Raw genomic sequence first — 21,977 nt, 5'->3', positions numbered from 1 at the left:
CTATTTCGCACCGATCCCGTCCCGCAGGAAGTCGAAGAGCTGCTCCCCGAAGGGTTTCGCGGTCTGGGTGTTGTAATCGTTCCATCCGTCCTGCTGGGCCTGCTGCAGGTAGGAGGGTAGCGGCTGGTGCAGTTCGGTGCTGACCGCTTCGTCGTGCAACCGGCTCATGGTGTCGCGCAGGCCGCCGCCGATGGCCGCGACATTGTCCAGCTCGAGTTGCCCGTCGCCGGTCGAATAGTCGTAGAGCTCGTATTCCTCCTGCTCGGCCGGATCGATCTGCGCGGAGCCCGGCACCCAGTGCGAATAGCGGACGAACTTGGCGTCCGCGGTCCGCAGTGCGATCACGTGACCGGGTGCGTCGTCGTTGAACCGGACGGCCGCCTCCTCGATGGAATGCTCGTCGGTGGTGTGCAGGATCCACGGCCGGCCGGGTGCGCCCGGATCGGCGGCGACGGCGGCGATATCGTGCCGCCCGGCCAGGTGCGCGTAGCGGTCCTCGGCCCGCCACCCGTTGCCGCCGGTGCCGATGGTCAGCAGCAGCGCGGCCAGGTCGACGCTGGAGGTCAGCTGATCGCGGGTGCCGGGTGCGGAGGTGAGCTGACCGCGTGGATCGTGGATGAACAGGGGTACGCGAATGGCCTCGTCGTAGGCGCCGCCGCCCTTGCCGTGCAGGCCGTGCGAACCGGCGTAGTCACCGTGGTCGGAGGTGAACACCACCACGGTGTTGGCGGCGACCTCCGGCCGGGTCGCCAATTCGGTGAGCACGCGCCCGATCTGGATATCGACCTGCTGCTGGAACCAGAGATAGAGGTTGCGCATGTCGATCCACTCCTGATCGGCCCCGGGCGTGCCGTAGGGCGCCAGCCCGAAGGTCACCGCCGAGACCTCCACCAGGGCCTTCTGCAGCCGCGGCTTGCGCGACAACTGTTCGAGGCTCTCGAAATTGCCCGGCAGGTCGTTGATCCAGCGCGGAATGTTGTTGAACGCCAGCGTGCGTCGCGTCCAGCGCGGCCACCACTGGATGTCGTGCGGGTTGACCAGTGACACCGTCGTGCACCAGGGGCCCTGTCCCGCATCGGTATTGAACCAGTCGACGAACTGGTCGACTATGCGCCCGTCCATCTGCAGGCCCTGTTCGGGCGCGCCGTTGGGCGAGGGGTAGGTGCCGCCGTCGAATCCGTAGCGGTCCAGGCCGCCCGGGGTGGTGTCGGCGTAGTGGCCCAGATGCCATTTGCCCCACCAGGTGGTGCGGTAGCCCTGCTCGCGCAGCATGGACCCCCAGGTCGGGAAGCCCGCCGCCAGCTCCGACTGCGAGGTCGACAGGCAGCCGGTCTGATGCGAGTACAGGCCTGTCACCAGCACGCCGCGCGACGGCGTGCAGTCGTTGGCGGCCGTGTAGTGCTGCTCGAAGGAGACCGACTTGTTCCGCAGCGCAGCGATATTCGGCAGGATGGTGTCGAGCACCGACTGCTCGGGGAACCACATCGGGGTGCGCATCTCGTCGACCAGGACCACCAGGATATTGGGCCGGTCCGGATGGTTGTCCATGCGCCGCGGGGTCGCGGCGGCCGGGCCGGTGGCGGCGACCGCCGCGGCGGTGGCGCCGGCCATCGCTCCGGTGCCGAAAAATCCTCGCCTGCTGATCATTTCGTGGATCCTCCAGTGGTGTCGGAAGCTGGATTGGCGGCGATGAACTCGGCCACGACCGTCGCGAGCTGCGGGCCGCGGTCCTCCTGCAGGAAGTGACCGGCGCCGGTGATCGTGATGTGCGGCTGACCGGCCGCGCCGGGCACCCGCTCCTGGAAGGGGCGATAGCCGCCCGCGGTGATCGGATCACCGTCGGAGAAGGCGGTGAGCACCGGTTTCCCGAAGTGCGCCAACTGTTCCCACGCGCGCCGGTTGGCGGGGCCGGCCGGGTCGTCGGGGCGGGTGGGGACCAGCATCGGGAAGGCGCGCGCGCCCGCCTTGTAGGTCTCGTCGGGGAACGGGGCGTCGTATCCGGCCACCACCGCGGCGGACAGCTCGGTGCGGCAGCCGCCCGCGATGATGCCGCCGACGGGGAATTGCGGTGTCTCCTGGGAGAACCGCTGCCAGGCGGCGAAGGCATCGGTCAGTTTCGCCTCACCCGTGGGCAGGCCGGTATTGGCGACCACCACCCGGGCGAAGCGGTCGGGGTGCTCGGCGACCAGCCGCAGGCCGATCAGGCCGCCCCAGTCCTGGCAGACCAGGGTGATACCCGAGAGATCCAGGTGATCGAACAGCGCCTCGCGTACCCATTCGACGTGGCGGGCATAGGTGTAGTCGGCGCGGTCGGCGGGCTTGTCGCTGCGGCCGAAACCGATCAGATCCGGTGCGACACAGCGTTTCCCGGCCACCACCAGCACCGGGATCATGTGGCGGTACAGGAAGCTCCAGGACGGTTCGCCGTGCAGCAGCAGCACGATCTCGCCGTCGCGCGGGCCCTCGTCGAGGTAGTGCAACCGCAGCCGGGAATCGCTGCCGTCGCCCGCCTCGACCTCGAGGTAGCAGGGTTCGAAGGGAAAGTCGGGCAGGGCGGCGAACCGCTCGTCCGGTGTCCGCAATGCGTGCATGAGGGCGACGATAATATTGTTGCATGCGGCGTGCAACTACCCTTCCGCGTGTGTAGGGTTGCCAATGATGGACGGACGGACCGCACGTGGAGCCAAGAACCGTCAGGCGGTGCTCGACGCCGCGCTGGCGCTGATGGAGGAGGGCAATCTGCAGCCCACCGCGCAGGCGGTGGCCGAACGCGCGGGAGTCGCGACCCGCTCGGTGTATCACCACTTCCGCGACCTGGAGACGCTGTATCTCGATGCCGCACAGACACAGATCGCCCGGCACTGGGTACTGCTGATGGAACCTGTCAGCGGCGGACTGGACGATCGCATCGATCGCGTGGTCGCACTGCGGGCCGAACTGTTCGAGCGTGTCGCGGGCACCCGCCGCGCCGCCCTGCTGCGTGAACACGAATCCGTCGTGCTGTCCGAACGACTGGACGAGAGCCGCGCCGCGCTGCGCGCCCACCTGCGCACCCACCTGCCCGAGCTCGCCGATCTCGACCCCCCGGCCCGCGAGTCCGCCTACGCCCTCTGCTCCTGGGAAGTCTGGGACGTCCTACGCCGCCATCAGTCCCTGTCCGTCACCGCCGCCCGCGCCGCGGTGACCTCAGTCCTCACCAGCCTGCTCACCGGCTGAGCGGGCCGCCGAAAGAGGAGCCACCCCATGTCGATCACGCCCGACCCCGATCAGTTCACTCGCTTCGCCGCCGCCACCGACGAGGGCCCCGTGGTCATGCTGAACCTGATCACCTTCCAGGACCGCACCGAATACGCGGCCTACGGCGCCGCCGTCCTCGCCCTGGTCGCACAGCAGGGCGGCCGCCTCCTGTGGCACGGCGAACCGCGGCAGACCCTGATCGGCGACGCCGAGTGGGACTACGTCGCGCTCGTCGAATACCCCAGCCGCCGAGCATTTCTCGACATGGTGACCGCTCCCGAATACCAGCGCATCCACCAACACCGCGAGTCGGGCATCGCCCGCACCGAGCTCATCGCCTGCCACCCTCTCGCCACCCGCTGACCGCATCGGGCAAGATCCGTGGAATATTCTCGACCCTGTCCCTCGACGGCCCCGGAGGAAGGACAGTCCTATGGAATCCGGCGACTACACCCGCACCCGCCGCAGTCTCCACGGTGTGGCCGAACTGCTGATGGCCGGCCCGCAGTACCGCGCCCACGGCACGATCAAGTTGCGCCCAGCCCCGGGCGGATTCAGCACGATCCATGCCCCGTCGATCGCGGTGGACGGCGACCTGCTGCTGGTCGACGGTTTGGTGGCCGGAAAGCTCAGCGGCACAACCTTTGCCGGACTGGCCTCCCACGCCGGCATCGACGCCGGCGCCCCCGCCGACCTCTACTCCGACAGCTCCGGCTGCGCCCTCACCGACACCATCCACGTCGACCTCGACCACGCCCAGACCATCGCCCGAGCCTTCGACTGGGGTGACCGAGCCCTCCGCCGCCTGAACCCCGCCGAGACCCCCGTCCTCTGGCCCGAACACTTCGACCTCGGCATCACCGCGGACCGCATCAACTTCGGCGTCTCACCCGGCGACCCCCACCTCCCCGAGCCCTACGCCTACGTCGGCCCCTGGGACCCCCACACGGGCCCCTTCTGGAACGAATCCTTCGGCGCAGCACACACCCTCACCGCCCTGGGCACCGCCGACGCCCTGTTCGCCTTCTTCACCGAGGGCTACCACCACGCCACCAAATCCTGACCACCCGCGAGCAGGCCGGCCTCGAGCGTGCACGGGCCGTTCCTCGACGATCAGAACCGGCTTGCCCGGTGTGCCGTTGCCGGGCAGGCTTTTCCGGTGACGAACAGCTCTGATGGTCTGCGTCTGTGGGATGCGGTCGCCGATAGTTATGCCGCGACGGTGCCGGGTCCCGCCGATAGCTTCTATCGGCGGATACACGAGTTCTTGTGGTCTCATCTGGGATCGATCGCTGATCTCGATGTCTTGGACCTGGGAAACCCTTGTGCAACAGCATGATCGACGCCCGGCACCGCCGGGACTGGCTGGTTCGCCGCGTTAGACCCACCACGCCCGAAGAGCCCGGCGCAGCACCTTCATGATCGGCGCAGGCGAGGTCTGCCCGTACTGCCCAGAACACGAGGTGGCCGACCTCAGTGGCAGCCTCGCGGCACGGGTCAGATCCTGCGAGGCACTGTGGTCAACGGGCCGAATGCCGCAGAAAACTCGACGAACTTGGTTCTTGCGTTCGACCGGCCACGCCGAGGCCAGCGCCTGATCGACCGAGCTGTGTGCGCGGCGGGCGAACGACGAGGAAGCCGAGCGGAACCGGTTCGGGTACTCAGCATCGACGGGCGGCGTCCACCCAGGTCAGCTGTGCGGCGAGGGGACGGGCGTTGTCCGGGGATGGCCGGAGTACGCGGCGGCCGGGACGACCGCCAGCGCGAGGAAGCCACCGGCGAGTGCCAGCGTCGGGTAGCTGGTGGCGGCGACCATGAGTCCGGAGCCCATGCCGCCGGTGGCTCCGGCGATGGCGATGGACACGTCCACGGCGCCTTGGGTTTTCGCCCGGGTGGCCAGCGTGACGGTGTCGGTGATGATCGCGGTGCCCGCGACGAGTCCGAGGTTCCAGCCCAGCCCGAGCAGGGCCAGTGCCAGCGCGAGCAGAGCGACCTGGTCGCCGGGTGCGAGGCCGGCGAGTACTCCCGCGGCGAGGAGCGTCACACCGGATGCGGCGGCGACGGGCAGGCGGCCGTAGCGGTCGACGAGCCATCCGGTCACGGGGGAGGGGAGGTACATGGCACCGACGTGGATGGCGATCACCGCCCCGGCGGCGGCGGTGTCGTGGCCGTGCGCGAGCATGTGGACCGGCGTCATGGTCATGATCGCCACCATCACCAGTTGCGTCAGCGCCATCACGAATCCACCGGAGGCAATAGCCTTGCCGGCACCGTCAGCGGACGAGATCTCCGTGGTGCTCGGCGCGGCGATGGAGTCCGTCGCGCCGATCTGCCGCGCCAACAACAGCGGGTCCGGGCGCAGCCACATCGCCAGCACCAGCGCGGCCAAGCCGTAGGCCAGCGCGGCGAGCAGGAAAGGTCCCGCCAAATAGGGAATTCCTACGGCTCGGGCCAGTGTGCCGGTCGGGGCGGCGAGGTTGGGGCCGACGACACCGCCGAGGGTGGTGGCCACCAGCACGGTCGAGACGGCACGGCCACGGTGCGAAGCGGTGGCCAGATCGGCTCCGGCGTAACGGGCTTGCAGGTTGGTGGCGGTGCCCGCGCCGTAGACGAACAACGCGACGAACAGCATCACCGGGTTGTCCGCGACGGCGGCGGCGATGACACCAAGGCTGCCGATCGCGCCGGTGAAGTAGCCCGCGGCCAGGCCGGGGCGGCGGCCGCGGGACTGGGACAGCCGGCCCACGGCGACGGCGGCGAGCGCGGAGCCGGCGGTGAACAGGGCGCTGGGGAGGCCGGCCAGGCTGGTGGAGCCGAGCATGTCCTGGGCCAGCAGTGCGCCGACGGTGATCCCTGCGGCCAGCCCGGCGCCGCTGAGGATCTGCGCGGACACCAGCACGGTCAGGACACGACGTTGGGCGCGGACGGTATCGGGAAGGTGAGGGCTGGAGATGGTGGCGGCGGCGCTGTGCGACACGAGAGGTCTTTCCTGGTGTTGATGGCCCGGGCGCACTCCGGTGGAGTGGCCGGCGATGGGTCAGGAGCGAATGTTCCAGCGAGCCAACCAGTCTCGCCCCTGCTGTTCGTTGTCCCGGTGGTAGGCCACCGGCGGCTCCCGCGGGTTCACCTGCGGGGCCGGTGGTGCCAGGAAATTGGCTTCACCCTTGGCCACCAAGCCATTACCGAGTTCCACATGGCTTCTCGTTTCCTCCTGAACACCCGCACCGCGTCTCCGGCCTCGAGCTTCTGCCGTGTCCAGAGGAGGCCGTTGCAGCGTTCGGGACCGTAGGGCCGCTCGTGCAGCACGAAGAGATAGTTCACTCGTGTTCTCCCTGGTAGATCTGCTCCCGGTCGGCGGGGCAAGTCGGTGGCGAATACAATCGCCATGTTCGATGTTGTTCCAAGGAACTATGGAATACGCTATTCCAAAGAGTATTGGAGAAGCAAGCGTGAGTGAGTCGATCGATCGCAACGCCGCCCTGTTCGATGAGATCGCCCGCGTCGGCAAGGCGCTGGGCAACGGCCGACGGTTGCAGATCCTGGACCTGCTCGCCCAAGGTGAGCGCACCGTCGAAGCGATCGCCACCGCGACCCGTATGAACCTGACCACGGCTTCGGCGAATCTGCATTCACTCAAGGCCGGCGGCTTGGTGCAAGCGCGCCGCGACGGCACTCGCCAGTACTACCGTCTCGCCGGAACCGATGTGGCCCGCTTGTTCGCGCTGGTGCAGACCGTGGCCCAAGCCCACCTGGCCGACGTCGCTGTCGCAGCGGCCGCCGTGCTCGGTGCACCCGAGGACACCATCACCCGCGATGAACTCATCCGCCGCCGTGACGCCGGGGAGATCACCCTCATCGACGTTCGCCCGCGCGAGGAATACGACGCGGGTCATATTCCCGGCGCCATCAGCGTCCCCGTTGCCGAACTGGTTGCCCGCCTTGCCGAATTGCCCGCCGATCGCGAGATCGTCGCCTACTGCCGCGGGGCCTATTGCGTCATGGCACCCGACGCGATCCGTATCGCTCAGCAGTCCGGGCACGCAGTGAAACGTCTCGACGAAGGAATGCTGGAATGGACACTGGCCGGGTTACCGGTCGACGGTGCCGCGTCGGGCAGCTGCTGAACGCGCTGGAAGATCCCTTCGACACCGGGGAGCGAGAGCGCGGGCTTCGCGAGACCTATCTCGTCCACGCCGATAACTGGGTCGCCGAACTCTCGAACCGGGGTGTGGTTGGGCTGCTGAGGATGCCCGATGCCGAGATCGGTGACCTGTTCGACCCCGGCGTCCAAAAATCAGGCATCGGAAGGCAATTGGTCGCCCACGTGCTACGCCTCCACAGCACGGCAACCCTCGACGTCTTCGGGCTCAACTCCACCGCCCGCGCCTTCTACGCCCGCCCGAGGCTGTAGTCGTACATTTCCATCATTGTCCGCGCAACGGTGATCGAACACTGGAAACCCGTTGTGCAACAGCATGATCGAAGCAGACTAGCCGGGACCGGTTGGTTCGCACCGAACCCTCGACCAAGTCTCGGCAGGGGCGACAGGGACACATGCGTTGCCCGACAACTATTGCTGCGCAACTGATTCAAGATCGTAAGAAGGGCGTGCTGTCTTTCGATGTGACGAATCAGCTACTCGCACCGCGTATCCGGCGGCCACACTCATGTCATGCAGGGCCGCCTGTACTCAGTGAAGCACTGATTCCGTTGGGGCACAGACGATTGCGGATATCTGCCAATTTCGGACGCGTGACCAGAACTTAACGATATTTCGGTCATGAATCCCGCAGGTTCGGCGTAGCGTGCCTTGAACATTCACCGAGGTTCCCGGTTCCGAGAGTCTCGGCAGGCAAGCAGGCAAGTACCGCCGATCCCTGGTCGGTCGGTGCCTTGAATATGATGGCGGACAATGTGATCGATGATTCGGCATCGGCCCCGACGGCACCGGACACGCAGCCGGCCCCTGGTGCGCGGCTGGCCCTGAACGGCGGTGATCCGGTACGGCGCATACCCTGGCCGACCTATGACCGGGGCGCGGTGTGCGTCCATCCTGAGGACGAGGAAGCAGCGCTGCGCGCGATTCGCAGCCATCTCTATTTCCGATACGACCACCGCCCGCCGCATGAGACCGAGTGCGCACGATTCGAGGCGGAACTGTGCCGCTACTTCGGGAGCGCACACGCGCTGGCCACCTCGAGCGGCACCACCGCGCTGGCGCTGGCGATCATGGCCTCCGGAGTCGAACCGGGAGACCTGATCGCCTGTCCCGGTTTCACTTTCGCCGCCACACCCAGTGCCATTCTGCTCGCCGGATGCACGCCGTTCCTGGTCGACGCCGACGAGAACCTCCACCTCGACGTGGACGATCTGCGCCGGCGGTGGACACCGCGAATCCGGGCGATCGTGGTGGTGCACATGCGTGGCTTCGCCGGGGATATGGGTGCGTTGCTCCGATTCGCCGATGAGCAGGGCGTTCCGGTGTTCGAGGATGCTGTCCCGGCGCTCGGCGCTCAGATGAACGGGCGCAAACTCGGCACCTTCGGCCTGGCGGGCGCATTCAGCACCCAGTCGGACAAGTCGCTCAACAGCGGAGAGGGCGGCTTCCTCATTACCGATGACAGCACCCTGTTCGCCCGGGCCACCGTGCTTTCCGGCGCATACGAGGGCCGGCTGCGGCGGCATTTCGCCGACGGACGGTCGCCGCTGGCCAGCGATCTGGAGCTGCCGCTGTACAGCTTCCGCATGGACGAGATCCGGGCCGCGCTGCTGCGATCCGAATTGGAACGGCTGCCGATCCGGCTGGCCGCCTTCCGCGAGAATTACGACTATGTCGCCGCGGAGCTGGCCGACCTCGACGGCATTCGAATCCGGCAGCCGGTGGCGCCGGGCGCGTATCTGGGCGAGGCCTTCATCTTCCAGGTTGCCGAGGGTCGCGCGCAGTGGTTCGCGCGTGCGCTGTGCCAGGAGGGTATCGAGGCGCGCAACCTCGGCTCGGACACCGATCACAATATTCGCGCCTTCTGGAATTGGCGATTCCTGTTCGGCGGCAAGGACACCGCCGCCGTGCAAGCATCCCTGCCCAATGCGACCCGCAACCTGCAACGGGCCGTGGACATTCCGCTGTCCTCGACGCTGTCGCGGGCGGATTGCGATGATCTCGTCGCCGCGGTACGGAAGGTCGCGGCCGCCCTGACGACGACGGAGGTCGACGCGAATTCCTCGTGGGCTGGGCGACCATGACGGCCGCCCCCGACACCGGAACGCTGCCGCGGCTCGCGCTCGCCGGGGTGTTCGGCGGATTGTTCTGCGGCTATCTCGGCTTGTCCGCGGCCATTCCGGCGCTGCCCGACCATGTTCGCGACCGGTTCGGCGCGGGCGATCTGAGCGTGGGGCTCGTGGTGACGGCCACCGCCCTGACCGCGCTGCTCACCCGGCCCGTGTTCGGCGGGCTGGCCGACCGGCACGGCTATCGGCAGGTCATGCGGTTCGGCGCGCTGGCCATCGCGGTCGGCGGGCTGCTGTACTTTCTGCCGCTCGGCCTGGCCGGGCTGATCGTGGTGCGGCTGCTGGTAGGTGTCGGCGAGGCCGCGCTGTTCGTGGCGGGTGCGGCCTGGACCGTCACGCTCGCGCCACAGAATCGGCGCGGCCAGCTCATCGGGCTCTACGGGGTAGCGATGTGGGGCGGCATCTCGGCGGGGACGGCGCTCGGTGCGACCCTGCGGCACTTCGGGATCGGGGCGGTGTGGGCGCTGTGCGCGGTCGCGCCCCTCGCCGGACTCGCCCTGATCACCATTGCCGGGCCCGAGCCGGAGGTCGCACGGTCGAGCACGGGTCGCGGGCTGATGCTGAAGCCCGCGGCGCTGCCCGGTCTGGCCCTCGCCCTCGCCGCGGCGGGCTATGTGGGGCTGGCCGCTTTCATCATCCGCGACCTGCAAGTGCGCGGGATCGGTTCCGGCGCCGTCGTTCTGGCCGTCTTCAGCGCGGTGTACGCGGGTACGCGGCTGGTCATCGGAAAGCTGCCGGACCAGCTCGGACCGCGGCGCGTGGGCACCTGGTCCGGTATCGGCGAGGCCGCCGGGCTGCTGATCGTCGCGTGGTCGCCGAACCTGCCGGTGGCGGTGCTGGGCGTCATCGTCATGGGTGTCGGCTTCTCACTGCTGCACCCTTCGCTGGCGTTGATGGTCATGAACAAGGCCGAGAGCTCGAAACAGGGTGCGGCACTGGGGGCTTACACCTCGTTCTGGGATCTGGGGCTGTTCGTCTGGGGCCCGGCGACCGGTGCCATCGCGAGCGGGCTCGGCTATCCCGCCGTGTATCTGGTCGGCGCGGGCTGCGCGTTCACCGCCGCGGTCATGGCCTACACGATTCGGCAATCGGCCACCAACCAGTGAGAGAGGAGGCGGCAGATGAGCAGCGCGCCCCCGGTCAAGGTCCTGTGCGTCACCGGATGGTGCCGCAACGGCAGCACCATCCTCGGCAACATCCTCAATGAGATTCCGGGCGTATTCCACGTCGGGGAACTGCATTTCCTGTGGAAGAACGCCGCCGGGCGCGGCGTCAATGAGCTGTGCGGCTGCGGGCACAAGCTCGTCGACTGCCCGTTCTGGTCCACCATCCTGCCGGTCGGCAGACCCGACGGGGCCACCCTGGAAGACCACGCGGACACGGTGATTCGGCACCAACTCGGCTACGTCCGCACCAGGCACACGTGGCAGGTGCTCGGGCGTGGCCTGCGCAATGAGCCGATTCGCGCGCATGCGGACCTGCTGACCCAGGTCTACCACGCCATTGCCGAACGCAGCCGGTCGCGGTTGATCGTCGATACCTCGAAGATGCCGGGGGAGGCGGCGCTGCTGTCGTACCTCGACGGGATCACCCCGTACTACCTGCACCTGGTGCGCGATCCCCGAGCCGTCGCCCAATCATGGAGCAAACCGAAGGAATACGTGTACGCCATGTCGGCGGGCAAGAGCACCGGTTACTGGAGCGGCTTCAACCTCGCGTCGCACGCGATCGGCCGCCGGTATCCGCGACGGTCACTGTTCCTGCGATATGAGGACTTCATCGCCGATCCGGCGGGGACGCTCGACACGGTGCTGCGACTGTGCGAGATCGATCCGGGGGCCAACCCGATGACCGACCGGACGATCGAGCTGCACGCCAATCACACGGTCACCGGGAACCCGGACCGGTTCAACACCGGCGTCACCGTCATCCGACCGACCGACGACTCGTGGCGCGGCGCGCTGCCGAACTCGGCCAAGGCGACGGTGGCGGCGCTGTCCTGGCCGCTGGCGATCCGGTACGGGTATCTGATCCCCGGTCGACATGGGAGAGGTTGAGCGACAATGGATCTGGGGCTGAGGGACAAGGTCGCACTCGTCGCGGGCGGATCGAGCGGCATCGGGCTGGCGATCGCCGAGGAGCTGGCCGCCGAGGGCGCGCATGTCGCCATCGGAGCCCGCGACGCGGGACGGCTGGCCGCCGCCGAACGCGCGATCAAAGCGATGGCACGGGGGCGAGTCCACGCAACACGCGTGGACATCGCCGACCCCGAAGCGGCTCTCCGCTGGGTCGACGAGGTCGCCGCGGAGTTCGGCGGACTCCACATCGTCGCCGTCAGCGGCGGCACACCGCCCACCGGGAGCGCGACGGCCTTCGAGGCATCCGCGTACCGGGAGGCGGTCGAGACGGTCCTGATGCCCGCGGTCCAGCTGGCGTTGGCAGCCTTGCCGCACCTGCGGAATGCGCGGTGGGGCCGCGTACTTCTGGTGGCATCGGAGACCGCGGTGGTCCCCATCGGCGGACTGGCCCTGTCCGGAGTGAGCCGGGCGGCGATCGCGCGGTTCGCGCAGGCCCTCGCCGCGGACGTCGGGCGCGACGGCGTGACCGTCAATGTGCTCGCGCCGAGCGCGACCCACACTCCGCTGCTGGAACGGGTCCTGGCGCAGGGCTCCGCGGACGGGCGAATCGAGGCGGAGTTGGCCGCCGTCGGCAGCAAGACCGCGGTGGGCCGCATCGCCCAGCCCGACGAAATCGCCGCCCTGGCAGCGTTTTTGGCCAGCGAACGGGCCGGCTACATCACCGGCACCGTCCAGTTGATCGACGGCGGCTCGAGCGTGCTCGGCGCGTCCTCATCGCATTACACCGTTTCCCAGGAGGGGACATGCTGAAGGCAGATTCGATCAAACAGACCCTGGCGCAGGTCGTCGCGGACCGCAAACACGAGTTGTCGCCGGGCCGGATGTTCGTCGAGGCCTGCGGGCAGCACGGGCTGGACGCGGCGGTCGAATACGACGTGACAATCACCGATTCCCTGACCAGCTCGCGGCGCAAACCCCGCAATCCTGCCCGCAATATGCTCAAGACCATCGACCTGTCGCGCGATCCGCGCCAGTTCTATTGGCACGAGAGCGCACCCGCTCCGGGCGACACCGCCATTGTGGGCGCGGACGTCCGGCGCGAGCTGGCCAGCAGATTCCACAAGTCGCCGATTCCGGAGCTGCTCACCACCACGGCGTGGGTGCAGGTCCCGCCGGATTTGTGGAAGGACCCCGACACCTTCGAGAATTTCCTCAACTACCGCCTGATCGTGCGCTTGTGCACCGCCGAGAACCACACCATCATCAGCGGCGAGGGCGGGCTGCTGAACATGCCCGAGATCGAGCGGATGACCGAGCGGGGACCCTTCACCTCGACAATCCTGCGCGCCTGCAATGAGATCGAGCAGATGGGCGGCACCGCCGACGGCATGATCATCAACCCGGTCGACTACTACCGTGCCATGGGCAGCGGTCGGCTGATGGACGACCTCGAACAGAACGGTGTGTTCATCGTCCGCACCAGGCTGGTCGAACCGGGGACCGCCATCGTCGGCGACTTCGGCCACGGCGCACAGCTTTTCGACGCGGGACGTTCGGTGATCCGATTCGCCGAGCCGCCCGCGGGCACCTTCACCGAGCCGGGGATCGCGTTGAAGGCCGAGATCTACGAGCGGGTCGTGGTCAATCTGCCGACGAACTTCTTCGTCGTCAGCGTCTAGGTCGCGCTCATGACGCTCGAGGAGGGAACCCCCGTGCGCGAGGACCCGGATGTGGTGGTCATCGGCGGGGGAGTCGTCGGCCTGTTCTGTGCGCAGCAGTTGCGTCGGCGCGGGGCGACTGTCACGGTGCTCGAGCGCGGTGCGCTGGGCGGACCGCAATCGTGCTCGGCCGGCAACACGGGATTCGTCGGCACCCACGGTGCCGCACCCCTGGCCGAACCCGGCATGCTCGCTATCGCCGTTCCGGGTGCGACGGATCCGGACGCGCCCTGGTACATCGAGCCGCGCCTGGCCGCCGAATTGTCGCACTGGCTGCGGCATTTCCGGCGCGCGTGCTCGGCCGAGGCCGCGGCGAACGGATTCCGGGTGCTGATCGAGATGAAGAGGCGCAGTCTCGCGATCCTGCTCGAGCTGTGCGCTTCGGAGAACATGGCCGCTCTGTTCGAGTCACCGGGCATCGTATTGGCTTTCAAGACCCCGGCGGGCTTCGACGAGGCGAGCCGGACCGTGGCGCGCACTGTTGCCGGTGGTGTGCCGCTGCGGGTCCTCGGATCCGGTGAGCTCGACGAGCTCGCGCCGAAGACGACGTTCGATATTCACGGCGCACTGTACAACCCCGAGGGTGCATATCTGCGCGTCCCGGAATTCCTCGTCGAATTCGGCCGGGTCCTGCGCGGTGCGGGCGTAGAGATCCGCGAGCACACCGAGGTCACCGGTTTCGGCATACGGGATCGGAATATCGTACGGCTCAACACTACTCGCGGGGAGTTACGCCCCGGCAATGTGGTCATCGCGGCGGGCGCATGGACCGCCGAGTGCGCCCGCTTGGCGGGAATGGATCTGCTGCTGCAACCGATCCGAGGCCATAGCCTCACCGTGGCCATGCCGCCGAGCGCGCCCGGGCTGCCGGTGCTGCTGAGCGAGGCCAGAGTGGCGATGGTCCCGCTCGGTGACCGGCTGCGGATCGGCGGACAGCTCGAGCTGACCGGGATGAGCTGCGCGGTCTCCGACCACCGGCTACGGGCGCTGCGGTGCGCCGTGCGCGACTTCCTGCCCGACTTGGAGGAGACAGCGATCCTGCAGAGCTGGAGTGGATTGCGGCCGTGCACCCCGGACAGCCTGCCCCTGATCGGTCCCGCCGGTGATCTCCGCAACCTCCTCGTCGCCGCCGGACACGGCCATATCGGCATGGGGCTCGCGCCCGCCGGCGGTGAACTCGTCGGTCAGCTCCTGGCGGGTGAGCAGCCATTCACCGACCCGATCCCGTTGCGGCCGAATCGTTTCGGCACACCCACCTGAAGCGGCGACGGCATGACAGACAGAACGGACGTGAGGATCGGTGTCCTGTGTCTCGACACGGCGTTCACCAAGCTCCCCGGCCACATCCGCAATCCGGCGACCTTCGACTTCCCGGTCGTCTACCAGGTCGTCGCCGGTGCGACCCCGCGCCGGGTGGTGAGCGAGGCGGATCCGACCCTGCTCGAGCCGTTCATCGACGCCGCCCGCAAGCTCGAATCCGAAGGCGCGGACGCGATCGCCGCCGCCTGCGGATTCCTGGTCCTGTTCCAGCAGCGGCTGGCCGATTCCGTCCGAGTCCCGCTCTACAGCTCGAGCCTCATCCAATTGCCCATGGTCCACCGCATGCTCGCCGCCGATCGCACCGTGGGCCTGCTCGTCGCCGACGAACAGGCCCTCACCCGCCGCCATCTGGAAGCCATCGGCGGCGAGTCCGTGCCGATCTGTGTCACGGGAATGGCCGGGCACCCGGAATTTCGCGAGGTCATCCTCGAAGGCCGCCGTAACAACCTCGACGCAGACCGCCTCGGTGCGGAAGTCCTCGAAGAAGTGTCCCAACTGGCCGCCGACAACCCCGACATGGGTGCGCTGGTCATCGAATGCACCGATCTCGTGCCGTACGGTCACGCCATCCAGCAGCTACTGCACATCCCGGTCTTCGACATCGTGACCCTCACCAACATGGTCCACCACACCCTGTCCCACATGCCCTTCCGCATCGGGGAGCGCGACAACGGCTAGGACGGTGTCACGGCTCCAGCGGCGCCGATACCGGCCGGCCACGAACGTCGTGTTCAGGCCTGCTCGACCAAAGTGCCGTTCGAAACTATCTGGAAGACATTGGATTTCGTCGTCGCTTTCCTGAAGCAGGCTGAAGGAAAGGCTATTGCAGCGCTAGGGATAGCAGACGACACCAACAAATGGTCGACGAATGAGGAAGAGCGAGTTCCCTTGTCAAGGCAAGGGAACTCGCTCTCCTTGTGTCCGGAGGGGGACTTGAACCCCCACGCCCTAATACGGGCACTAGCACCTCAAGCTAGCGCGTCTGCCATTCCGCCACCCGGACCGGTGATGCTGGACAAGATTAGCGGAGAGGTTGGCAGAAACGGAAATCGGGGCTGGGCCAGGCGAAATAGGGTGCGCGAGGGGAGGTTTGGGGGGGCTAGTGAAGGATGCCCGCGAGGTTGGCGTTCTTGATGGGAGTGTCCTTGTTGGCCTGAATCTGACACAGGCCTTGAACAGCAGCCATGGAGAGGTCCACCTGGGCGCCGGCGGGCTCGTGGTCGTTGCCGGTCTGCTGCTTGATGAACTTGGTGATGGTGACGCGCTGGGTGTCGGCGTTCTGGGCGAGGTAATCGCTGCACTTGGTGTCGCCGCCCTGGTTGAGGGCCTTCTCGACATCCGAGCAACCCGAGAGCAGGGCGACGGCTAGTGCGGCGGCGGCCACGGCCGTCCATCGGGCGGTGTTCATCATGCGTTCCTCGTCGGTCGTGCGCGGCGGTGTCGGCCGCGCGATCGACCGCCACTGTAGATGGGTGCGACCGTTCGGCAATCGGGGCTGGACCCGGAGATTCGATCCGAATCACCGTGATTTGCATCACATTTCCCCGCACATCGAGGGGGGTCGACCTGGCATGGTGGGGGACATGTCCCTGGCCTCCACCGAAACAATTCGGATCCTCGGCGCCCGCGAGCACAATCTGCGCAACGTCTCGATCGACATTCCCAAGAACAAGATCACCGTCTTCACCGGGGTCTCCGGATCCGGCAAGTCCTCGATCGTTTTCGACACCATCGCCATCGAATCCCAGCGGCAGCTCTACGCCACCTTCCCGGCCTTCGTCCTGAATTTCCTGCCGCGCTACGAACGCCCGCACGCCGAGGCCATCGAGAACCTCACCGCGCCGGTCATCATCGATCAGAAGGCGGTCGGTGGCGGGCCGCGTTCCACGGTCGGCACCATGACCGACATCTACGCCCTGATCCGAGCCCTGTTCGCGCGCTTCGGTTCTCCGTCCACGGGATTGGTCTACGACTACTCCTTCAACGCCCCGCAGGGCATGTGCACCGAGTGCGACGGACTCGGCGTGGCCATCACCGCCGACCCGGGCAAACTCGTGGACCGCACCAAATCGCTCAATGAGGGCGCACTACTGGTACCCGGCTACACCGTCGGCAGCGGCGATTGGCAGCTGTATGCCAACTCCGGCCGATTCGACCCGGACAAGAAACTCGCTGACTACGACGACGTGGAATGGCGCGACCTGCTACACGGCACCGGCGGCAAAGTGGAATTGTCTTTCGCGAAAGGCACCTGGAAAGCCAATTACGAAGGCCTGGTCGACAAATTCACCCGCACCCGGCTCAAGCGCGACACCTCGGGGCTGTCGGAGAAGACCCGCGAGCAGATCCAGCGCTTCCTCACCGAGGGAGTATGCCCGGCCTGCCAAGGGGCGCGACTGAATCCGAAGGCCTTGGCCACCGCCATCAATGGACGCAATATCGCCGACTGGGCGCGGCTGCAGATCACCGATCTGATCGAGGTAATCGGCGAGATCGACGACCCGGCCGCTGTCCCGCTGGCCGCGGCCACCCGGGTCGCGCTCGAACGCGTCGCCGCCATCGGGCTGGGCTACCTGAGCCTGGACCGTGCCACCTCGACCCTGTCCGGCGGTGAGGGCCAGCGCCTGAAGATGATCAAGCATCTGGGCAGCACGCTGGTCGGGATGACCTACATCTTCGACGAACCCAGCGTCGGCCTGCACCCGCGCGATGTCGGGCGGCTCAACCACATGCTGGAGGCGCTGCGGGACAAGGGCAATACCATCCTGGTCGTCGAGCACGATCCGGATGTCATCCAGATCGCCGACCACATCGTGGACGTCGGTCCGCGCGCGGGCGTCCACGGCGGCGAGGTCGTCTTCACCGGCAGTTTCGCCGAGTTGCGTCAGGCCGACACCCCCACCGGCGCGGGATTGCGCCGCGTCTTCCGGGTCAAGGAGAACTTCCGGTCCGCGACGGGCACGCTGACGGTGGCGGATGCCAACGCGCACAACCTGAAAGATGTCACCGTCGCCATTCCGACCGGCATCCTGACCGCCATCACCGGTGTCGCCGGCTCGGGCAAGAGCAGCCTCATCCGCGACGAATTCCTGGTCCGCTACCCGGAATCGGTCTTCGTGGACCAGTCCGCCATCGCCGCGTCCTCCCGGTCCACACCCGCCACCTACCTCGGGCTCATGGATCCGATCCGCAAGCTGTTCGCCAAGGCGACCGGCGAACCGGCCGGTCTGTTCAGCTTCAACTCCGACGGCGCCTGCACCGAATGCGGCGGCCGCGGCGTCATCATCACCGAGATCGCCTACATGGACCCGGTCACCACCCACTGTGAATCCTGTGACGGGCGGCGGTTTTCCGATCGAGTCCTCGCACTCACCCTGCGCGGCAAGTCGATTGCCGACGTCCTCGAGCTCTCCGCCGAGGCGGCCGTGGAGTTCTTCCCCGAGAAGACACTGAATGCCAAGTTGCGCACCATGAACGAGGTCGGCCTCGACTACCTGAGCCTGGGCCAGGCCATGAGTACCCTCTCCGGCGGCGAACGCCAGCGCATCAAACTCGCGACGCAGCTGCAGAACACCGGCACGGTCTACGTCCTCGACGAACCCACCACCGGCCTGCACATGTCCGATGTCGACACCCTGCTCACGCTCATGGACAACCTGGTCGAGCGCGGGAACACGGTCGTGGTCATCGAGCACAACCTGGACGTGGTCGCACACGCGGACTGGGTCATCGACCTCGGGCCCGACGGTGGCAAGGACGGCGGCCAGGTCGTGTTCACCGGTACTCCCGCCGAACTGCTCACCGACCCGGTCTCGCTGACGGGGGAGTACCTGCGCCGCTACAGGTCCGCCTGACGAAGTGCGTCACGGGTACTGATCGTCCGCGATACTGGCCGCCCGCCACGCCCTGGCTTCATGGGGATTGCCGCGGCAATCGAGGAGTTCGGCGAGACCGGCCATGGCCCGCGCGTCACCCTGGGTCGCGGCGGCGCGCCACCAGTGCTCGGCCTCGGTGAAATCACCCCGGCGATAGCGGAAGACGCCGAGGTCGTAGGCTGCGCCCGGATGACCGAATTCGGCTGCCTGCGTCCATAGTTGGCAGGCCTGCTCCTCGTCGCCGCGGCGCTGCATGGCCACGCCCAGCTCGTAGAGCGCGTTCTGGTATCGGCTGGCATCGGTGGGCGGGGCCGGGGGCGGCGGGGTGGGGGCGGTGGTGAGTTCCACGACCAGTTCGCCGAAGTCGGGTGGGCCGACGCCGGTGCTGCAGTGCAGGACCGTCATGGCGGGTTCGCGGGCGATGCGGATGCCGTAGTTCCCCGTCCAGGAGACGGTGGCGTCGGTGTCGTCCACCCAGACCGGGGTGAGGGTGATGGCGGCATCGGTCTCGGCAGGGCACACCTGTAGCTCGATGCCACCCGACATGGCATCACTCCAGACGTCAACCCCCCTGAGCCGGCGGCCTTCCAGCAACACATGTCCGCGCTCCACGGCGAGTCCGATGCCCAGGCTGCGCACGCCGGGGCGCGGGGCGGCGCTGCGCAGAGTCAGCCGGACCGTGGTGGGGGAGCCGCCGAGACCCTCCGAGTGCAGGGGGTAGACCTGCGCTCCGTTCCAGGTCACGGGGTCTGCGCTGTCGTATCGGTCCGCCAGCGTTGGTTCGGTCGTGCCCGGCTCGGCGTACGAAAACGACCCCTTCATCTGCCCCGCCTTCCGCCGGTGCCCGGTGATATTCGGGGCTACCGTAGTACCGATGCCACGTTCTGCGTCCCGGATTTGCCAGCTCCGCGATCCAGCAAACTCCTGGTCGCATGACCGGCATCTGTCCGGGCGTCCGACCGGTGCCCGGTGTACCGATTTCGCCGGTCGATCGACGTGGCGGCCACGTCCACGCGGTGTGTCGTACTTGCGGAGGGCCTGGTGTCATGTTGAATCGTCGGCGACGTACCAGCGAACGAGTGAAAGGTAAGGACATATGGCTCTGCCCACCATGACCCCCGAACAACGCTCCGAGGCGCTGGCGAAGGCCGCGGCGGTTCGTAAGGCCCGCTCGGAACTCATCGCGCAGGTCAAGAAGGGGTCGGTCAGCCTCGCCGAGGTGCTCAAGCGCGCGGACAAGGAGGACCTGGTCAAGAAGACGAAGGTGGCGGCGGTCATCAAGGCGCTCCCGGGCATCGGCCCGGTCAAGGCGGCCAAGCTGATGGACGAGGCCGAGATCCCCGCGGACCGCCGTATCGGCGGCCTGGGTTCCCGGCAGCGTGCCGCGCTGCTGGAGGCGCTCAAGGCTTGAGATCGGGGGGTGGCCTGCCGGGTCGCGAACCGACCCGGCGGCAACCACTCCCACCGCCTCCGAATCCTCGGTGAACGCGCAGGACATCGACCGATTTGGTCCAGGCGGTCCGATCCGATAACCTTGCTGAGCATCACCGGTCCGGGTGGCGGAATGGCAGACGCGCTAGCTTGAGGTGCTAGTGCCCGTATTAGGGCGTGGGGGTTCAAGTCCCCCTCCGGACACAACCAGTGGGCGGTTTTGGAGCAGTTTCAACCAAAACCGCCCTTTTTCATGGTCACAGCCCGCCGAGGCAATCGACCATCTGCCGGATCTCCTCCCGGCTCATCCCATGGTCCGCAACGGATTTCGCGTCGATCGCGGGCGCTTTGCGCCGGTGCCGAGGTCCAGCCTCCGCACCGCGATCGGACCCTGAACTGAAACGCCTGCCACAAAGTGGCGAATTCCGTACTGCGCCTGCCGAGTTCGGTGATCACCGTTATCGACTCGGGTCATCCGGGCGTGCGTGGCGTCGGCCGGGATGAAACACGTGTTGACAGCGCAACGGCGAGCCTCATAAACTCGATATCGATTCGAATTCGATAAACCACCGGCCCTGCGAGGGCGTGGCAGGTAGTTGTGCGCCCCAGGCAGTTCGCAAACACCACGACACCGAGGTGGTCGAACCAATCGAGAGTCAGGAGTTGATATGACTGCGCACGAAGAGACCGCAGAGGTAGTTGTCGTCGGCGCTGGGATGGCGGGATTGATGGCAGCGACCACGCTGGCGCCGCGGACCGATGTGGTTGTCCTCGAGTCCACCGATCGCACGGGCGGACGAGTCGACACCGTCCGTCAGGGCGATTACTGGATCAACGTCGGCACTCAGTTCACCGAAGGCACCGGCGCACTGATCGATGCCCTGAACAGGCACGGCATCGAGATGGGTTCGCTCGCCGGCAAAAGCGTCGCGCTGTACCTCAATGGCGGGCTGGTCGACACCGCGAATCCCCTCGCGCTCATGTTCCGTACGAAGATGACGATGATGGATCGTCTCGGCATGGCCATCGTCGGTGCGCGCATTCTCGCCGTCATGCCGTTCCTGGAGTCGCAGAGCCGAATCGCGCGAAGGGTTCGCGCCAAGCTCGACACCAAGCTGGCGTCGTATCTACTGCAGGGTGTCCGCTCCGAGCTGGCCGGCGAGGTCGTCCGGTCATGGTCGGCGCAGTGGATGGGATGCGAGGCGGAGGAGACGGCCGCGACCCAGTTCGTCACGTCCGTGGCTATCGCGTTGGCCGACCCGGAGAAAATTCCGAACTTCTCGCTGCCGGTCGGTGGCAACCAGACTTTGACCGACGTACTGACGGAGGACCTCGGCAGTCGGATCCGGTTGAACTCGGTGGTGCGATCGGTACGCCAGGACGGCGACGGCGTCGTCGTCGACTACCTCGACGGTGACCGTCCGGCGAGGCTGCGGGCCGAGCGCGCGATCGTGACCGCGCCCGGCGATATCGCCGAGCAGATCATTCCGGACCTCCCGCAGCGGTACCGCGTCGCATTCAACGACATCACGTACGGCCGGTACGTAGTGGTCGGGTTCTTCACCGAGGAAGTGGGGCCGCAGCGCTGGGACGACTTCTTCGGTGTCTCGACGCCTCAGTTGTCGTTCCAAGCGATGTTCAACCACGCCGCGGCGATGCGCAGCAGTGGCGATCGGAAGCCGGGCGGGGCACTGGCCTGTTTCGCCGGCGGGGCTCAGGCCGACGCATTGCTGGACCTGCCCGACGAGGAAATCCTGTCGCGATTCACGAAGGACCTGCTCACCGTATTCCCCGAGCTGGACGGGAAGCTGGGCGACGGTGTTGTGCGGAAGCACCATCGGGTCGTCCCGTTCTGGGCGCCCGGCCGGAGGAACTCGCTTCCGACATTGCGGAATCCGCTCGGATCGATATACCTCGCCGGCGATTATCAGCTCGATCTGCCGTCGCTCGCCGACGCGGCCGCATCGGGTGAGCAAGCGGGGAAGGCCGTACTGGCGAGCCTGAGCCGGCCCCGATAGTCGAGGTTGCAA

21 protein-coding genes and 2 tRNA genes are annotated in these 21,977 nt (G+C 67.2%); 16 read left to right on the top strand and 7 right to left on the bottom strand.

What is annotated here, in order from left to right; all coding sequences use genetic code 11:
- Positions 1-1,647, bottom strand: a complete 1,647-nt coding sequence (locus ABZV44_RS06255; RefSeq protein ID WP_354832621.1) for a sulfatase-like hydrolase/transferase — start codon at positions 1,645-1,647, stop codon at positions 1-3.
- Positions 1,644-2,591, bottom strand: coding sequence for a haloalkane dehalogenase (locus tag ABZV44_RS06250; protein ID WP_354832619.1), 948 nt, complete (start codon positions 2,589-2,591; stop codon positions 1,644-1,646). The genes ABZV44_RS06255 and ABZV44_RS06250 overlap by 4 nt, the downstream gene beginning before the upstream one ends.
- A 67-nt stretch (positions 2,592-2,658) precedes the next feature.
- Here ABZV44_RS06250 and ABZV44_RS06245 point away from each other — a divergent pair, with 67 nt between their 5' ends.
- The 3 genes from ABZV44_RS06245 (at position 2,659) to ABZV44_RS06235 (ending at position 4,300) form a co-directional block, all read left to right on the top strand.
- The gene (locus ABZV44_RS06245; protein ID WP_354832617.1) at positions 2,659-3,216 is read left to right on the top strand and encodes a TetR/AcrR family transcriptional regulator; all 558 of its coding nucleotides are present in this window, start codon (positions 2,659-2,661) and stop codon (positions 3,214-3,216) included.
- Between the two features lie 27 nt (positions 3,217-3,243).
- Positions 3,244-3,600 (top strand): DUF1330 domain-containing protein, encoded by a 357-nt coding sequence (locus tag ABZV44_RS06240; protein WP_354832616.1) that lies wholly within the window; start codon positions 3,244-3,246, stop codon positions 3,598-3,600.
- A gap of 70 nt (positions 3,601-3,670) precedes the next feature.
- On the top strand, positions 3,671-4,300 hold the full coding sequence (locus tag ABZV44_RS06235) for a hypothetical protein (RefSeq protein ID WP_354832614.1): 630 nt from the start codon (positions 3,671-3,673) through the stop codon (positions 4,298-4,300).
- Positions 4,301-4,927: 627 nt separating this feature from the next.
- On the opposite strand, the gene ABZV44_RS06230 is transcribed toward ABZV44_RS06235, so the two are convergent.
- Together ABZV44_RS06230 and ABZV44_RS06225 are read right to left on the bottom strand one after the other, a co-directional pair.
- The gene (locus ABZV44_RS06230) at positions 4,928-6,214 is read right to left on the bottom strand and encodes an MFS transporter (RefSeq protein ID WP_354832612.1); all 1,287 of its coding nucleotides are present in this window, start codon (positions 6,212-6,214) and stop codon (positions 4,928-4,930) included.
- 60 nt (positions 6,215-6,274) lie between these two features.
- The gene (locus ABZV44_RS06225) at positions 6,275-6,430 is read right to left on the bottom strand and encodes a hypothetical protein (RefSeq protein ID WP_354832610.1); all 156 of its coding nucleotides are present in this window, start codon (positions 6,428-6,430) and stop codon (positions 6,275-6,277) included.
- A 256-nt stretch (positions 6,431-6,686) separates the two neighbouring features.
- On the opposite strand from ABZV44_RS06225, the gene ABZV44_RS06220 reads away from it, so the two are divergent.
- The 9 genes from ABZV44_RS06220 to ABZV44_RS06180 all read left to right on the top strand — a co-directional run bounded on the left by ABZV44_RS06220 (position 6,687) and on the right by ABZV44_RS06180 (position 15,319).
- The gene (locus tag ABZV44_RS06220; protein WP_354832609.1) at positions 6,687-7,361 is read left to right on the top strand and encodes a metalloregulator ArsR/SmtB family transcription factor; all 675 of its coding nucleotides are present in this window, start codon (positions 6,687-6,689) and stop codon (positions 7,359-7,361) included.
- Positions 7,310-7,648, top strand: a complete 339-nt coding sequence (locus ABZV44_RS06215) for a GNAT family N-acetyltransferase (protein ID WP_354832607.1) — start codon at positions 7,310-7,312, stop codon at positions 7,646-7,648. Before ABZV44_RS06220 ends, ABZV44_RS06215 begins: the two co-directional genes overlap by 52 nt.
- 491 nt (positions 7,649-8,139) lie before the next feature.
- Positions 8,140-9,480 carry an aminotransferase class I/II-fold pyridoxal phosphate-dependent enzyme gene (locus ABZV44_RS06210; RefSeq protein ID WP_354832605.1) on the top strand — a complete coding sequence of 447 codons (1,341 nt, stop codon included), beginning with the start codon at positions 8,140-8,142 and terminating at the stop codon, positions 9,478-9,480.
- Positions 9,477-10,631: an MFS transporter gene (locus tag ABZV44_RS06205; RefSeq protein ID WP_354832603.1), complete on the top strand. Its 1,155-nt coding sequence runs from the start codon at positions 9,477-9,479 to the stop codon at positions 10,629-10,631. The genes ABZV44_RS06210 and ABZV44_RS06205 overlap by 4 nt, the downstream gene beginning before the upstream one ends.
- Positions 10,632-10,646: 15 nt before the next feature.
- Entirely contained in the window at positions 10,647-11,582 is a 936-nt protein-coding gene (locus ABZV44_RS06200) for a sulfotransferase (protein WP_354832601.1), read from the top strand.
- 6 nt (positions 11,583-11,588) lie between these two features.
- Positions 11,589-12,413 carry an SDR family oxidoreductase gene (locus tag ABZV44_RS06195; RefSeq protein WP_354832599.1) on the top strand — a complete coding sequence of 275 codons (825 nt, stop codon included), beginning with the start codon at positions 11,589-11,591 and terminating at the stop codon, positions 12,411-12,413.
- A complete protein-coding gene (locus ABZV44_RS06190; RefSeq protein ID WP_354832597.1) occupies positions 12,407-13,282 on the top strand; it encodes a family 3 encapsulin nanocompartment shell protein in 876 nt (291 codons plus the stop codon). The genes ABZV44_RS06195 and ABZV44_RS06190 overlap by 7 nt, the downstream gene beginning before the upstream one ends.
- Before the next feature lie 9 nt (positions 13,283-13,291).
- Entirely contained in the window at positions 13,292-14,581 is a 1,290-nt protein-coding gene (locus ABZV44_RS06185; RefSeq protein ID WP_354832595.1) for an FAD-dependent oxidoreductase, read from the top strand.
- A 30-nt stretch (positions 14,582-14,611) separates the two neighbouring features.
- Positions 14,612-15,319: an aspartate/glutamate racemase family protein gene (locus ABZV44_RS06180; protein WP_354832593.1), complete on the top strand. Its 708-nt coding sequence runs from the start codon at positions 14,612-14,614 to the stop codon at positions 15,317-15,319.
- Positions 15,320-15,559: 240 nt separating this feature from the next.
- Here ABZV44_RS06180 and ABZV44_RS06175 read toward each other — a convergent pair.
- A tRNA-Leu gene (locus ABZV44_RS06175) sits at positions 15,560-15,644 on the bottom strand.
- Positions 15,645-15,740: 96 nt separating this feature from the next.
- Positions 15,741-16,049, bottom strand: a complete 309-nt coding sequence (locus ABZV44_RS06170) for a hypothetical protein (RefSeq protein WP_354832591.1) — start codon at positions 16,047-16,049, stop codon at positions 15,741-15,743.
- A 175-nt stretch (positions 16,050-16,224) separates the two neighbouring features.
- On the opposite strand from ABZV44_RS06170, the gene ABZV44_RS06165 reads away from it, so the two are divergent.
- Positions 16,225-18,495 (top strand): excinuclease ABC subunit UvrA, encoded by a 2,271-nt coding sequence (locus ABZV44_RS06165; RefSeq protein WP_354832589.1) that lies wholly within the window; start codon positions 16,225-16,227, stop codon positions 18,493-18,495.
- Positions 18,496-18,504: 9 nt separating this feature from the next.
- Here the strand turns inward: ABZV44_RS06165 and ABZV44_RS06160 are convergent, their stop codons facing one another.
- Positions 18,505-19,338, bottom strand: a complete 834-nt coding sequence (locus tag ABZV44_RS06160; protein WP_354832587.1) for a hypothetical protein — start codon at positions 19,336-19,338, stop codon at positions 18,505-18,507.
- Between the two features lie 274 nt (positions 19,339-19,612).
- Here ABZV44_RS06160 and mihF point away from each other — a divergent pair, with 274 nt between their 5' ends.
- The 3 genes from mihF (at position 19,613) to ABZV44_RS06145 (ending at position 21,965) form a co-directional block, all read left to right on the top strand.
- Positions 19,613-19,927: an integration host factor, actinobacterial type gene (gene mihF / locus ABZV44_RS06155; protein ID WP_354832585.1), complete on the top strand. Its 315-nt coding sequence runs from the start codon at positions 19,613-19,615 to the stop codon at positions 19,925-19,927.
- Positions 19,928-20,066: 139 nt separating this feature from the next.
- Positions 20,067-20,151: transfer RNA gene (locus ABZV44_RS06150), tRNA-Leu, on the top strand.
- Positions 20,152-20,615: 464 nt separating this feature from the next.
- Positions 20,616-21,965, top strand: coding sequence for an NAD(P)/FAD-dependent oxidoreductase (locus ABZV44_RS06145; protein ID WP_354832583.1), 1,350 nt, complete (start codon positions 20,616-20,618; stop codon positions 21,963-21,965).
- Positions 21,966-21,977: the final 12 nt, after the last annotated feature.

Origin of the sequence: Nocardia sp. NPDC004860, assembly GCF_040609015.1 — a bacterium.
In the GTDB taxonomy this organism is placed as follows: Bacteria; Actinomycetota; Actinomycetes; order Mycobacteriales; family Mycobacteriaceae; genus Nocardia.
The sequence above is the reverse complement of the archived record's forward strand: the minus strand, read 5'-3'. Positions and strand labels throughout refer to the sequence as shown.

Coding starts and splice junctions, on each gene's coding strand:
- ABZV44_RS06215 (WP_354832607.1), top strand. CDS start 7,310: ATGGACACTGGCCGGGTTACCGGTCGACGGTGCCGCGTCGGGCAGCTG.
- ABZV44_RS06255 (WP_354832621.1), bottom strand. CDS start 1,647: ATGATCAGCAGGCGAGGATTTTTCGGCACCGGAGCGATGGCCGGCGCC.
- ABZV44_RS06250 (WP_354832619.1), bottom strand. CDS start 2,591: ATGCACGCATTGCGGACACCGGACGAGCGGTTCGCCGCCCTGCCCGAC.
- ABZV44_RS06200 (WP_354832601.1), top strand. CDS start 10,647: ATGAGCAGCGCGCCCCCGGTCAAGGTCCTGTGCGTCACCGGATGGTGC.
- ABZV44_RS06170 (WP_354832591.1), bottom strand. CDS start 16,049: ATGAACACCGCCCGATGGACGGCCGTGGCCGCCGCCGCACTAGCCGTC.
- ABZV44_RS06235 (WP_354832614.1), top strand. CDS start 3,671: ATGGAATCCGGCGACTACACCCGCACCCGCCGCAGTCTCCACGGTGTG.
- mihF (WP_354832585.1), top strand. CDS start 19,613: ATGGCTCTGCCCACCATGACCCCCGAACAACGCTCCGAGGCGCTGGCG.
- ABZV44_RS06210 (WP_354832605.1), top strand. CDS start 8,140: ATGGCGGACAATGTGATCGATGATTCGGCATCGGCCCCGACGGCACCG.
- ABZV44_RS06240 (WP_354832616.1), top strand. CDS start 3,244: ATGTCGATCACGCCCGACCCCGATCAGTTCACTCGCTTCGCCGCCGCC.
- ABZV44_RS06160 (WP_354832587.1), bottom strand. CDS start 19,338: ATGAAGGGGTCGTTTTCGTACGCCGAGCCGGGCACGACCGAACCAACG.
- ABZV44_RS06190 (WP_354832597.1), top strand. CDS start 12,407: ATGCTGAAGGCAGATTCGATCAAACAGACCCTGGCGCAGGTCGTCGCG.
- ABZV44_RS06195 (WP_354832599.1), top strand. CDS start 11,589: ATGGATCTGGGGCTGAGGGACAAGGTCGCACTCGTCGCGGGCGGATCG.
- ABZV44_RS06165 (WP_354832589.1), top strand. CDS start 16,225: ATGTCCCTGGCCTCCACCGAAACAATTCGGATCCTCGGCGCCCGCGAG.
- ABZV44_RS06145 (WP_354832583.1), top strand. CDS start 20,616: ATGACTGCGCACGAAGAGACCGCAGAGGTAGTTGTCGTCGGCGCTGGG.
- ABZV44_RS06245 (WP_354832617.1), top strand. CDS start 2,659: ATGGACGGACGGACCGCACGTGGAGCCAAGAACCGTCAGGCGGTGCTC.
- ABZV44_RS06185 (WP_354832595.1), top strand. CDS start 13,292: ATGACGCTCGAGGAGGGAACCCCCGTGCGCGAGGACCCGGATGTGGTG.
- ABZV44_RS06205 (WP_354832603.1), top strand. CDS start 9,477: ATGACGGCCGCCCCCGACACCGGAACGCTGCCGCGGCTCGCGCTCGCC.